Here is a 12,613-nt window from a genome sequence, read left to right as displayed (position 1 = left end):
AGTGACGCGATGCTGCTATAGTTGATATTCGTCACGTTTCTGTCATGATTCGCCATCAAGATGTTAGGAATGAAAAAGAGAAGAGTAAAAAGATGAAGAGAACATCTAAGCCAGTTAAGGTGACTCTGGCACATATTAATGACACCCATTCCTACTTTGAGCCAAGCGCTCTCCAATTAACCGTAGACCTAGATGGCAACGCTATTACGCCTTATGTGAGCGCCGGTGGTTTTGCTCGCATTGCTGCGCGCCGTAATCAGTTAAAACAGCATGCGAGTGAGCAAGGTCGTCATTTCCTATTTTTACACGCTGGAGATTGTTTCCAAGGCACGCTTTATTTTTCCTTATTCAAAGGGAAAGCGAACGCAGACATGCTTTCGGCGTTGAATCTTGATGCGATGACTATTGGCAACCACGAACTCGATATGGGCAATGAGCCGGTCGTGAACTTTGCTAAACGTATTGGGTTTCCTCTTCTAGCGGGCAACTGGGATATTAGCCAAGAGTTAACGACCAAAACTTGTCGTCTAAATGACTGTGAGAATATCAAGCCATATCAACCGCAAACAAATACGGCAACTTACATCGTCAAAGAGTTTGATGAAGAGCCTGTGGCAATCTTTGGCTTGTCGCTCGATAAGATGATGGATATTGCCCAGCCCGATACAGACACGCCGTTTGTGAATGCTATTCAAGTTGCGCGTAATACCGTGGAGCAACTCAACAAGCAGGGCATCAACAAGATCATTCTACTTAGCCATCTGGGTTATGAGGGTGATATGGATCTCGCTGAGCAAGTAAAAGGTATTTCACTCATCGTCGGAGGGCATAGCCATAAGCTGCAAGGAGACTTTTCATCGCTAGGGCTTGGCAAAGATGATGAGTATGGCTTGAAAGTGAATGACACGCGTATCGTGCAAGCGGGTTTCCACTCTCTAACAATGGGTCACTGTGAAATTGATTTTTCTGAGTCAGGTGAAGTCACACACTTTACAGGCAAGAATGAGCTTTTGCTTGGTCGCCAGCTGTTTCTCAATGCTTCAATGGATCAGGTTGCTACAGATGATACCTATCGTCGAGTGCGTCAGCTCATCGACAATCACCCAAATGTTTCAGTGTGTAAAAAGGATCACGATACCCAAGCAATATTGGTTGAAAAGTACATGCCAAAGGTTCGTGAGCTTCAAAGAGATATTATTGGCTACGCACCTAGAAAGCTTCGCCATGTGCGGTTACCTGATGAGAAAGGTGCTAGTGAGATCGCTCCATTAGTTGCCGAGTCTTTCTTATTTACGCTAGGGCAAGATGGAATAGAGCTCGACTTTGCAATCCACAATGCAGGGGGAGTCCGAAACTCGCTAAACGAAGGCAAGATCTCGACAGCTGATATTGCCGGCAAGCTGCTACCTTTTGCCGTACCGATTGGTTATTACTCAGTGTCCGGTCACACCATTGCCGCCATTTTGGAGGGGGCAATTGATAATGCAATTAACAATGGCGTTGAAGGAACCGGATCAGGGAGCTATCCATACACCTACAATCTCAAGTTTGATTATCTAGCTAGTCAGCCACAAGGTAAAAGGATTGCCAATTTATTGGTCTATAAAGATGAGCAGTGGCAATCGGTAAAGCCAGATACCATTTATCGCGGTACGTCATCGGCTTACACAATGAAAGGTAAAGAAGGTTATAACGCAATCTTGAATACAGTGGGAACGGTAGGGACGACTCAATACTCAATGGCAGATTGTATGGTTACTTTTTTGAAAGATGATCCAAATAAGCTTGCTAAGGTTTGTCGCCACTTTACTCAAGTGACCTCTTAACTTAAGTTACCGTAAAGACAGACAAGATACGCTTAAATAGGAATTACTGTTCTGGCGGGAAAAGGTAAGTAAGATTGGCGTATAAATTGCTTAATAGAGCTTGGTTGAGCACTATAAGGCAACAACAATGTGGAAACATAAGTGGACTGACGTCGCGTTGATTACAATTTGGCTTTCAGCCTGGTCAGCAATCGCGTTCGTATACCCATAGTTCAAATAGGCCAGTGAATCGGCTGATCCACTGGCTTTTTTGTCTCTCTTAGCTTTTAGCTTTGCTTGAATAACAGTTCGCTTAAATAACTACTCGCTCTTAGAACTCTTCATCTCTTGCAACGCGTGAATTGTCAGGTGTTGTGAACTGTGAAGAGAGAGATTGGTTAGAGATAATATAACCCAACCAAATACCTGCAATACAGAGTATGATCGCGATACCTGTCGCGGTTTGAACCTGGCTTGCATAAAGTGCAACGGCACCGCTTGCGACACTACTGATGCAGATTTGAATACTATTTTGTAAACCTGCTGCTGTCGCTGGTGAATGGCTCGCACTTGAAAGCGCACGGTTAACCACAATCGGATAAAGCGCACCATTTGCTAGCGCAAGTAGACAAAACGGTGCGAGTATCGGCCAGATAGAAGTCAGCGTCCATTGCGAGGTCATAAACAGCAGTAACCCTGCGATGGTCAACATGGCAATCAGATTACGCAAAACCTTTTCATCACCGAATCGCTTAACAGAGCGTTTACCGAGGTATCCCCCTAACATAAAGGCGATGGTTTGAGGCACAAAGCTAAGCCCAATGGCTTCTGTATCATAACCGAGTTGAGTCATTAATTCTGGCATACCAGTTAGGTAGGCAAAGAAAGCAGCACTTGCACTTGCGAAGATAACCACGTTCCCCACGTACAGCTTAGATCCAAAAAGGCCTTTGATATCCGCTACTGTGTTTCTATTACTCGATACATTTTGAGATTCGCTTTGCTTGATTGTAGCTATAACTAGGAGCACGCCAATGACTCCCAAGCTCCAGAAGATACTTTGCCAGCCAAATGAGTTAACCAAAAGTACACCAAATTGCGGTGCGAGAGCAGGGGATAGTGCAACCAAAGGCATCAAAGTAGCGAAAATCTGCTGGCTATTGCTTGAGTACCTTTGAATGACAATAGCTTGCCATATCACTGCTGGTGCACACACACCAATCGCTTGTACAAATCTTAATGATAGTAGCTGCCATACTTGGTCAGCTATGGCTAAGCCAGCTGAAGAGATTGCAAAAATGCTTAAGCCAATCAGTAACGACGCACGATGACCAATGCGGTCGGAAATAATCCCCCAGCTAATTTGACCTAGCCCCATACCAACTAAAAAGACAGTTAGAGATAGCGCAACTTTTTCAGGGCCGGTGTTGAGCGAAGCTTCAATTACCTTAAATGCGGGTAGGTACATGTCTGTAGCGATAAAGCCAAGCATAGAAAGGACTGCGAGGTAGAAGAGCTGATAATTTGATATTTTCATAATTAGATTAAAAATTTTGTATTAAATCGGGATTCTTTTTTTCTCTGTGTGTACACAGAGCTCTTGCTATAACAAGGTTTCGGATTGTAGTTTTCGACTTAAGAAAAATGAAACGCTAAAATAGTGGGTTATGAATCAAAATTTTTGATGGGTAAAATATGTTCAGTCGCTCTTCATTAGAAATGTTAGATATAGTCGCTCAGCTTGGGAGTTTTACCGCTGCTGCAGAGGTATTGCATAAAGTCCCTTCGGCAATTAGTTACAGCGTGAGGCAAGCTGAGGAGGAGTTGGACGTCGTGTTGTTCAAGCGTTTGCCTCGACGTGTGGAGTTGACACCGGCTGGTGAGGTTTTCATCGATCAGGCTCGGCACCTGCTCAGGCAAATGGACCAAGTTCAGACTCAAACACGAAGAATAGCGCTGGGTTGGCAATCTACGTTGAGGATTACTTTAGACAATATTGTAAATGTTTCGACACTCAACGATTTGATTAACGATTTCTACCAAGAGTTTGAATTTGCCGAGTTGCAGATCAACATGGAGGTGTTTAATGGATCCTGGGAAGCCATTTCGCAAAATCGAGCAGATGTTGTGATTGGGGCAACTTCGGCAATCCCTGTTGGCGGAGAGTTTGAGTTAAAAGATATGGGCGCTTTAGAGTGGGTTTTTGTTATGGCACCCCATCACCCTTGCACTGAAATCGAATTTCTCGATGAGAAGAGTGTGAGTCAATATCCCGCGATCTGTTTAGACGACACCTCTCAAGTGCTGCCAAAGCGTCATACGGGGTACTTTAAAAATCAAAGGCGGTTGCTCTTACCAAATTGGTATTGTGCGATAGAGAGTTTAAAAAGTGGTGTGGGGGTAGGATACATGCCAATGCACATGGCTAAGCCATATCTTGATAATGGAGAGTTGGTGGCTAAACAGTTAGAAGACATAAAACCTGCAAGCCAATGTTGCTTGGTTTGGAAGAAAGATAACAGCAATAAACTTATTGGATGGTTAATAGACTACCTAGGTTCAAAAGAACACCTCCAATCTCGATGGTTAGCATAATAGTTTCACTACGGTGGAAATGATTTGGATAACAAATTTTTGTCCAAATGACGCAAAATCTTGTTTTTTTAGTCTAGTGTAAAACTATTTTTAGTTAATTAAATGTAACAATTAGGATTGATGAAGTCCTGTTAATTTAAGTTATGCATATAATTAACTAAATTATGACTATCTATGCAGGTTCGTTGCGTATGCATATTTTGTTTGTGTTAACTGGTTGTTTCATTAGAAAAACTTATTCGAAATTTAAAATTAGTTCATTTTTGTAGCAGCGAATTAAGCCCTATTATTAGCCCAACAGAACAAAACAAGTTAACAGAATTTATAGAGAGGCTACTATGGCACAAGCAATCCAATTCGATACTATCGCTGCTACAGACTCTATGGATAAAAAAACCTACTCGGTTAACTTCAAAGGATTGATGATGCACTTGCTAGATATTCTTTTCGGCAAGGGTGAAGTAGAAAGTACATATTACGCATCAGACCTATCTGGTCACATGCAAAAAGATTTAGGCTTAATGCGCTAGTCTTTTAAAAAACTTTCTAAAGCGCCAGCATCAATGATGCTGGCGTTTTTGATCCTAATAACCTGTTCGATGGTAAGTTTCGAAATGCTATCAGAAGAACAGACATGTAAATCTATCGAGTTTGTTCTGTTTTACTCACGTTCACCGTTAATTCTCTTCGTTGCGCTTTAAGCTTACATACTGATCGCCATCACACTTAAGTGGTATAAGATGTTTGTACGGTTACTGATTTGTGATCCTAGTCATAGACCGACTTGGCTTAAATGGTTAATTTTATAGTGTGAATTAAATAAAGAAAAAGACCTTTGGAGTGGCAGAGAAGCTGTTAACTCACTGATACAAAGGGTGTTGTAACGTAGGTGTATTATGAAAAAAACTAGAAAAGCACAGCTTCATCGTGTTCGAGTACAGTACTGGAAAGAAACGAGTAAAGAAGCAAACAAAAAGTTTCATTAATCGACTCTAGACTTCCAAAGTCACCGTGTAGTGTGATCCCTACACAAGATTAATGAGCAAACCAAACAAAAGCCTCAAATGAGGCTTTTGTTGATCTTGGAGGAGGGTGATTTGTTGATACCGGCGCTATTAGTCTTAGGACGACATGTCATCTTCTTTCTTGTGGTTCTGACGATAGTATTCCCACTGTTCAATTCGTTCATCATCCGGTAGTAAGCAGTAGGTCACTCGACGGCCATCTTCGGTCACTGTTTCCAATTCACCATCTTGTTGAACACAATAAACAGCAGCTGGGTTTGCTGCTTGTTGATACTCCTTTACCTCATACTCATCAGGTTCACTGCTACAGCCAACGGTAATGATTGAGATACCAATGAGACAAAGTAGGTGAGATGCTTTCATGTATTACCTCAACAGATTGTTAGTATTGGTTTAAGTGTAGGAGAAAAAGAGAAAAGTGTTTCTCAATCTGATTGATTTTACGCACAAATTCTCAAGAAAAAGATGGGTTGTGTTAGTATTCGCAATAAAGTATTTCTAGATCGAGTTTGTAATGAGACATCTAAAAACCACCGTTCATCCTGATATTGAACATTTAGACAATTCCATTATCTTTAAGCGCAATGCCGCAAGAGCAATCGTCATCAGTGGCGAAGATATTTTGCTCCTTTACACAGAGCGTTACCATGACTACTCAATTCCAGGCGGTGGTATTGATGAAGGTGAAGATATTCTTGCTGGTATGGTTCGTGAGCTTGAAGAAGAAACGGGCGCTAAAAATATCCATGACATTAAACCCTACGGTATCTACGAAGAGTTTCGTCCTTGGTATAAAGACGATGCCGATATTGTCCATATGATCTCATATTGCTACACCTGTAAGATTAATCGTGAACTTGGTGAAACCGCATATGAAGACTACGAAGTGAAGAATGGAATGCGCCCAGTTTGGATTAATATCCATGCAGCGATCGCACACAATGAGAAAACCATTGCTGAAAGCCCTAAAAAAGGGATGAGTATTGAGCGTGAGACCTTCTTGCTTCACTTAATCTCAAAAGAGATGCTTTAAAACGAGTTTACTTATGGACGACAAAAACAACGGTCGAGTCTTTGTTGCTGGAGGTTCCGGTCTTGTAGGAACCTCGTTAATCAAATCTTTAAAAGCCTACAAAAACGTTGTGCAAATAGGGCGCAAGATCCCATTAAACAGCAACCCTAGCTGGGAACATGTTGTCACTGGTGATTTAGGTTCAGTTGATCTACAACATCAAGCCTCTAATACTTCCTCAAATTCACCTTCGTTGGGCTTTATTTGTTTAGGGACAACCAAAAAACAAGCGGGCAGTAACGCAGGCTTGTGGTACGTCGACCATGACCTTGTGGTTCATTTAGCGCAACAAATGCATCTAGCGGGTGTAAAGCACATTGGCATTGTTTCTAGTTACGGTGCGAACGCATCGTCGGTGAGTCATTATTTACGATGTAAAGGGACGATGGAACAAGCGGTATCGGAAATTGGTTTTGATAGCATCGTATTTGCCAGACCTGGGCCGTTAGTGGGGGAACGAGAGCAGCCTAGATCCGATGAAAAAGCCGTACAAGCGGTACTGAAGGTTTTAAATCCTTTGATGTTAGGCCCTTTATCTAAGCTAAAGCCGGTTAAATCAAAGGATGTCGCGAAAGCGCTTTTTAACAAAGTAAAATCGTTAAGTCGTAAACCACACAAGCACGCCGGTACTACGATTAAATATCTCCACTACCGTGACATTGTCACGGGCTCTTAAATAGGAAAACCCGACAATACAACACTGTCGGGTTTTATGTTTTTCGTTATCAAAAATTTGCAGCTAGCTTAGACCAACGATGTTTCCACTCTCATCAATATCTAAGTTCATGAATGCAGGTTTTTCTGGTAATCCCGGCATTGTCATTACGTTGCCACAAAGCGCGTATATGAAACCCGCACCCGCACAAAGCTTTAGTTCTCTAACTGGTACAGTAAACCCGGCTGGCGCTCCTTTTAATGATGGATCCGATGAGATAGACATCGGTGTTTTAGCCAGGCAAACCGCAAGTTTGTTGTATCCTAGAGTAGAGAACTTTTCTAATTGCTGTTTCGCAAGTTCTGACAACTCGATGTTTGCAGCACCATAACCGACTTCAGTTACCGCCATCAGTTTCTCTTCTAAGCCTTGTTCTAGCTTGTATAGAGGGTGGAAGTCGGTAGGACGCTCACAAGCATGAATCACTTTCTTTGCAAGCTCGATCGTACCTTCACCGCCTTTAGCGAATGCTTGGCTGATTGCAATATCGGTGTCTGGGAAGGCGGTTTTTACCAATTGGTTTAGAAGCTCTAACTCTTCATCGGTATCCTGTGGGAACTGGTTAATGGCAACAACGGCTGGTACGCCATATTTCTTAACGTTATTGATGTGCCATTTTAGGTTTTCGAAACCAAGAGTTAGAAGCTCTATGTCAGATAGTGCGCGGTCTCCTGACGCTGCGTTCGCTTTCAGAGCTTTGACTGTCGCCACAATCACGGCACAATCCGGTGATGTCCCTGAAGTTTGCGCTTTGATATTACAGGCTTTTTCAAAACCCATGTCTGAACCAAACCCGCCTTCAGTGACTGTGTAATCGGACAGTTTGGTTGCGATATTGTCGGCTATGATAGAAGAGTTGCCGTGAGCGATGTTCGCAAATGGGCCAGCATGAACGAGTGTCGGAACGCCTTCTAATGTTTGCATTAATGTTGGTTCAATTGCGTCTTTTAGACAGACTGCCATCGCACCTGCGACTTGCAGATCTTCGGTTGTTACTGGCTGCCCATCAAGATTATACGCTACGACGATTCGACCGATACGTTTTCTCAAGTCTTGTAGATCGCTGGCTAATGCAAGGATTGCCATAAGTTCCGATGCCGCAGATATGTCAAAACCGTCTTCACGCTCGAAGCCATTAACGGTTTTGCCTGGTTGGTTAATGCCAACCGTTACCATGCGCAATGCACGATCGTTATGGTCTACCACTCGCTTCCAAACCACATTGTTTGGATCGATCTTCAGCGCCTTCAGTTCCGTCTTTTCTTCGAACGCTTCATAACCATTTTTTTGTTCATGGAAGATGCGAGCATCGATGGCTGCAGAAGCAAGGTTATGTGCTGCAGATACTGAGTGGATATCTCCAGTAAGGTGAAGGTTGAGTTCATCCATTGGCGCCACTTGGCTGTATCCGCCACCAGCTGCGCCACCTTTAACACCGAATACCGGTCCCATAGAAGGTTGACGGATACAAGCGGCGACAGATTGCTCCAGTTTCTTTAAACCTTGAGCAAGACCAATTGTCGTCACTGTTTTGCCTTCACCAAATGGAGTAGGGGTAATGGCGGTAACGAGTACGAGTTTACCTGCGGATTTTTCTTTCAGGCGTTCTAGGCTGTTCAGAGATACTTTTGCTTTAGATTGTCCATAAGTGCAAATCTCAGATTCATGCAAACCCATTGAGCGAGCAATATCTGAAATTGGGGACAGTGAAGCTGATTGACAAATTTCAATATCAGAGAGCATAAAACACCTTAAAAGAAGCGAATGATAGTGACGTAAACGTTTGCGTCGGCATGATACTGGCCAAAATTACTTTGTAAAGAGTGTTGAAGAGACTTTAACTCCCATCTGACGATTTAATTGACTATAAACAAAAAAGAGGCTGAAAACTTCAGCCTCTAGCACGATTTTTATGTTTGAGTTTCGATTAACGATCCCAGTATGCTTCTTCCAGCGAGTCTTCACGTTCAGGTAAAGCACGTGATAAACGTGGTGAGTGCTGAGTGAGCACCTCGTAGCTTACACGGTTTGCATACTTACAAATCTGAGAAAGTGAAGAATACGTCAGGCAACTTGCAGCGTGTTTGTCTGAATTAGGTACGTTGTTCTTATGGAACAGGTTTGATGCCATATCGTGAAGGACAGCAGAAAGTGCGCCATCTCCTGCACCATTGGTGTTCTTGATCTCTAGTGGACCACCAAGATAAGGACCGATGTGAGAGTATACTTTCACTGGATCAGTACAGTCAGCTTTTCTCATCGATCGGCTAAACTCAAAACGGTTAAACTCTTCGATTGAGCTGGTAAGAAGGGGATGAGTGGTTTCACGCAATTCGTTATTATCACAGAAGCCTGCCATGTACAGGCCTTCAGGGCCTGCGGTACATAGCACCATATCAACCCACTCAAGAGCGATGTTGGCAGCAGTAAGTGGATCGGATTCACCTGTTAACGCCTCACCTTCTTCCTCGTTCATTGCTACAACTGTGACGTTTTCTTTGAGGTAGTTTTTCCACCACTCTGCATTACCTTCAATGACGTATTTTGTTCCTAGTGTAAGAACGACGGGCACGTCATGTTTCTTCGCCAGCTCAATAGCGCGTTGAACCGCTTTTGGCATTGGGTCTTCAGGCTTGCCACGCATTAAGTAAGAAGACACAACAAGCGCCGCACTCTTTTCGAAGACCTGCTCTGGGATGCTTGTTGGTTCAAGTTGGTTCATATGACCTTCATTGATCGCGAACGTACGTTCACCATCCGGCGTGATCAATGTGTAACAGCGACCAATAGGACCATCCACGGTTTGAAGATGATTCAAGTTAACTCGTGATGAGGTGCGGCAAAGGTAACGATAACCGTACGAACCAACCTCAATATTTTTCGACATTACGCCTAGTAAGACTGATTTACTATCCGCAAGCACGGAGTAGTTGTGGAGTGTATTGCCGATTGTGTCACCAGGGTGCTGGTGGGTTATCAGTTGTTTATCGACCAACTCCTGATAAAGAGCTTCTGCCACTGATTCTTCGACAACCAATGAGTGTCCTTTGCTCAACTCATACTTCTCTAAGAAAGAGTCATCCACACGCGCTTCGATATCGACGATCGTTTGACCGACGCCCACAATAATAGGGCGGTGGAACTTTGGCGTTGGCTGTACTTTACTCAATAACGTTTCACGGTCATGAATCGGAAAGTAGTGTTTTGATTTACGTTGGCCTGGAAATTTCATAGGGATTTGAGTCAACTGAAAAAATTGTGTCGAATATATCACAAAACTCGACGCCAAGTTTCATAAAAATTACACAGAGATGTGCTTTTTATCTAAGGGTATCGTTTGCGTAAAAAACAAAAATAAGGGCGCTCTGATGAACGCCCTTAAATGATTATTTCGTGTCCATAGTCGGTTCGACGTAGGCTTTGGTTCCCCATAATGGAACGGTAGACAAGCTATGTTTAAAACTGCCTTCAGTCTCTTTGGTGGTGTAAGAGAGATAAAGAAGAGTTTGATTCTCTGAGTCGTAGATTCGGCGAACCTTCATGGTTTTAAAGAAAATACTTTTCGACTGCTTGAATACAACTTCACCCGATGCACTTTTATCGATTTTAGCGATCATCTCTGGTGTTATGTCGCCAGTCTGTCGACATGAAATGGAGCTGTCGCTTGGGTCTGCTAGGGAGAAATCAGCCTCAATAGATGCAATGTGACAGGTTACACCTGGCACTTTTTCATCATCGAGGTGAGAGATCTTAATATCTTTTAATGTGAATAGGCCGAGTGAAACGTCACCGACTTCGTTATCAGAACAGCCCAAGAGTAAGCTAGAAATACCGAGCGCTAAAAGCAGCTTTTTCATGATAATTTCCTTTTGAACAATCAATGAATCTGATTATTGTCAGTAAATCTCGATAAAACAATCACTAAAAGCAATGAAAGGCTAAAATTTCGCTGTATGTTGTAAGCCACGATGTTACCCTGTCATCAAATTAAGACGAGAGAACGAAAAATGTCTATCAGTAACCAACTCGTTGAAGCTAAAAATCAATGGCTATCTTCTCATGTTGATGTACCTTACCCAACCAAAGAAAGCCTTCTTGGACGTTCCCTTTATCAAGAATACTCAAAGCAGTGCTCTATAGAACCAGTTGAAGTATCTAATGAAGACATTGTCGGTTTCGACCTTCATAAAGTGGATTTTCATCGCTTGACGGTGATGTTTGCAGACCTTCAAGCCTCTCGCTGGAAAGGTGAAGAACGAGCACTCGTTCTAGAATTTTTGTCGCAGATAATTCTAGATGATGTTGTTGAGCTATATATCGTTGGTGATGGAAGTGGGTTGGTGAGCGCGTTTACGCTAACTAAAATAGAACATTCGCTTTTGATCGGCGACTTAATCATCACTCAATCTGATCTTTTACAGCAAGATGTTGTGGCGATGGTGAATAAGGTATACGCAGAACCGGTGACTCATATTTGGGTAGAAGCATAATATTGTCTCTACAGAACGTGACCTTATTCCTAAATATTGTCGAAATGTTTTAGAGATTACAATTCTGTTAACTGGCTCATAGCAGAGCTCTTGGGATTTTCAGTAGCATCGAAGCTATAAGTTGAAAGTCAGGAGCTTACTATGTCAAAGATTAAATGCGTCATTTTCGATTGTGATGGCACCCTGGTTGACAGTGAAAGGCTCTGTTGTCAGGCACTTGCCAATGTGTTTACCGAGTTCGGTCGCGAGTTACCCGCTGAAGAGTACATGAAGTATTTTCAAGGGGGAAAACTGGCCGACATCCTATCTCATACCCTCGACCAACTTGAGTTGGACATTTCTCTTGATGAACTAGAGCCGAAGTATCGAGCTGAAACCAAACGTTTATTTGAACTTCATCTGCAACCAACTCAAGGTATTGAAACTGTTTTGGACTACCTTGATACCCAAGGTATCGCATATTGTGTTGCATCTAACGCGCCAACCGAAAAAATTCGTTTATCACTGCAACTGACCGATCTGGTGGAACGTTTTGAAGGGAAGATCTATTCAGCATTTGACGCTAATAGCTGGAAGCCTGAACCCGATTTGATACATCTTGCGATGATGAATATGGGCTTTTCAGTCAATGAATGTCTCTATATTGATGACACCCCAAAGGGAGCGCTAGCGGGAGTTAATGCCGGAGTCGAGACATTACTTTATAAGACGCAAAATTTAGGCTCTGAAGTGGATGATCTCGATATTCCTGTTATTGACGAGATCAGTCAAATTAAAACCCGCATAGAAGCCGTAGCATGAGTAATACAGCCCGAGAATTAGAGTTATTGTTCGGGTTGTATAAGAAAAATAATACACTGTTTTATTTATATCTATATGTTTCTTAAGGTTATTTTTATTTAAGATTACAG

General features: G+C 42.6%; 12 protein-coding genes. 7 read left to right on the top strand and 5 right to left on the bottom strand.

The features are described 5' to 3' along the window. Positions 1-92 precede the first annotated feature (92 nt). Positions 93-1,826 (top strand): bifunctional metallophosphatase/5'-nucleotidase, encoded by a 1,734-nt coding sequence (locus DPF91_RS09080; RefSeq protein WP_117234090.1) that lies wholly within the window; start codon positions 93-95, stop codon positions 1,824-1,826. A 310-nt stretch (positions 1,827-2,136) separates the two neighbouring features. Here DPF91_RS09080 and punC read toward each other — a convergent pair whose 3' ends face one another. Further along, positions 2,137-3,342: a purine nucleoside transporter PunC gene (punC, locus tag DPF91_RS09075; RefSeq protein ID WP_117234089.1), complete on the bottom strand. Its 1,206-nt coding sequence runs from the start codon at positions 3,340-3,342 to the stop codon at positions 2,137-2,139. Between the two features lie 158 nt (positions 3,343-3,500). Between punC and punR the strand changes: the two genes are divergently transcribed. Continuing rightward, positions 3,501-4,400 (top strand): DNA-binding transcriptional activator PunR, encoded by a 900-nt coding sequence (gene punR, locus DPF91_RS09070; RefSeq protein WP_117234088.1) that lies wholly within the window; start codon positions 3,501-3,503, stop codon positions 4,398-4,400. 338 nt (positions 4,401-4,738) lie between these two features. Continuing rightward, positions 4,739-4,930: a hypothetical protein gene (locus tag DPF91_RS09065; RefSeq protein ID WP_117234087.1), complete on the top strand. Its 192-nt coding sequence runs from the start codon at positions 4,739-4,741 to the stop codon at positions 4,928-4,930. 591 nt (positions 4,931-5,521) lie between these two features. Here the strand turns inward: DPF91_RS09065 and DPF91_RS09060 are convergent. After that, on the bottom strand, positions 5,522-5,788 hold the full coding sequence (locus DPF91_RS09060; RefSeq protein WP_117234086.1) for a putative hemolysin: 267 nt from the start codon (positions 5,786-5,788) through the stop codon (positions 5,522-5,524). A 151-nt stretch (positions 5,789-5,939) separates the two neighbouring features. On the opposite strand from DPF91_RS09060, the gene DPF91_RS09055 reads away from it, so the two are divergent. After that, the gene (locus DPF91_RS09055; RefSeq protein WP_117234085.1) at positions 5,940-6,458 is read left to right on the top strand and encodes an NUDIX hydrolase; all 519 of its coding nucleotides are present in this window, start codon (positions 5,940-5,942) and stop codon (positions 6,456-6,458) included. Between the two features lie 13 nt (positions 6,459-6,471). Further along, positions 6,472-7,173, top strand: a complete 702-nt coding sequence (locus DPF91_RS09050; protein ID WP_117234084.1) for an NAD-dependent epimerase/dehydratase family protein — start codon at positions 6,472-6,474, stop codon at positions 7,171-7,173. A gap of 63 nt (positions 7,174-7,236) precedes the next feature. Here the strand turns inward: DPF91_RS09050 and DPF91_RS09045 are convergent, their stop codons facing one another. From DPF91_RS09045 to DPF91_RS09035, 3 genes are all read right to left on the bottom strand, one after another. Next, positions 7,237-8,955 carry a formate--tetrahydrofolate ligase gene (locus DPF91_RS09045; RefSeq protein WP_117234083.1) on the bottom strand — a complete coding sequence of 573 codons (1,719 nt, stop codon included), beginning with the start codon at positions 8,953-8,955 and terminating at the stop codon, positions 7,237-7,239. A 184-nt stretch (positions 8,956-9,139) separates the two neighbouring features. Then, the gene (locus DPF91_RS09040) at positions 9,140-10,444 is read right to left on the bottom strand and encodes an inosine/guanosine kinase (protein ID WP_117234082.1); all 1,305 of its coding nucleotides are present in this window, start codon (positions 10,442-10,444) and stop codon (positions 9,140-9,142) included. 154 nt (positions 10,445-10,598) lie between these two features. Continuing rightward, complete coding sequence (locus DPF91_RS09035; protein WP_117234081.1) at positions 10,599-11,069, bottom strand: CreA family protein; 471 nt, start codon at positions 11,067-11,069, stop codon at positions 10,599-10,601. Positions 11,070-11,219: 150 nt separating this feature from the next. On the opposite strand from DPF91_RS09035, the gene DPF91_RS09030 reads away from it, so the two are divergent. Then, positions 11,220-11,702, top strand: coding sequence for a flavodoxin (locus tag DPF91_RS09030; protein WP_117234080.1), 483 nt, complete (start codon positions 11,220-11,222; stop codon positions 11,700-11,702). Between the two features lie 141 nt (positions 11,703-11,843). Continuing rightward, a complete protein-coding gene (locus DPF91_RS09025; protein ID WP_117234079.1) occupies positions 11,844-12,503 on the top strand; it encodes an HAD-IA family hydrolase in 660 nt (219 codons plus the stop codon). The last annotated feature ends 110 nt before the right edge of the window (positions 12,504-12,613 follow it).

The sequence above is a fragment of the Vibrio maerlii genome (assembly GCF_003415655.1).
GTDB classification, from domain to species: Bacteria; Pseudomonadota; Gammaproteobacteria; order Enterobacterales; family Vibrionaceae; genus Vibrio; species Vibrio maerlii.
Note: the sequence above shows the minus strand (reverse complement) of the source record. Positions and strands in the feature narration are given on the sequence as shown.

Coding starts and splice junctions, on each gene's coding strand:
- DPF91_RS09080 (WP_117234090.1), top strand. CDS start 93: ATGAAGAGAACATCTAAGCCAGTTAAGGTGACTCTGGCACATATTAAT.
- punC (WP_117234089.1), bottom strand. CDS start 3,342: ATGAAAATATCAAATTATCAGCTCTTCTACCTCGCAGTCCTTTCTATG.
- punR (WP_117234088.1), top strand. CDS start 3,501: ATGTTCAGTCGCTCTTCATTAGAAATGTTAGATATAGTCGCTCAGCTT.
- DPF91_RS09065 (WP_117234087.1), top strand. CDS start 4,739: ATGGCACAAGCAATCCAATTCGATACTATCGCTGCTACAGACTCTATG.
- DPF91_RS09060 (WP_117234086.1), bottom strand. CDS start 5,788: ATGAAAGCATCTCACCTACTTTGTCTCATTGGTATCTCAATCATTACC.
- DPF91_RS09055 (WP_117234085.1), top strand. CDS start 5,940: ATGAGACATCTAAAAACCACCGTTCATCCTGATATTGAACATTTAGAC.
- DPF91_RS09050 (WP_117234084.1), top strand. CDS start 6,472: ATGGACGACAAAAACAACGGTCGAGTCTTTGTTGCTGGAGGTTCCGGT.
- DPF91_RS09045 (WP_117234083.1), bottom strand. CDS start 8,955: ATGCTCTCTGATATTGAAATTTGTCAATCAGCTTCACTGTCCCCAATT.
- DPF91_RS09040 (WP_117234082.1), bottom strand. CDS start 10,444: ATGAAATTTCCAGGCCAACGTAAATCAAAACACTACTTTCCGATTCAT.
- DPF91_RS09035 (WP_117234081.1), bottom strand. CDS start 11,069: ATGAAAAAGCTGCTTTTAGCGCTCGGTATTTCTAGCTTACTCTTGGGC.
- DPF91_RS09030 (WP_117234080.1), top strand. CDS start 11,220: ATGTCTATCAGTAACCAACTCGTTGAAGCTAAAAATCAATGGCTATCT.
- DPF91_RS09025 (WP_117234079.1), top strand. CDS start 11,844: ATGTCAAAGATTAAATGCGTCATTTTCGATTGTGATGGCACCCTGGTT.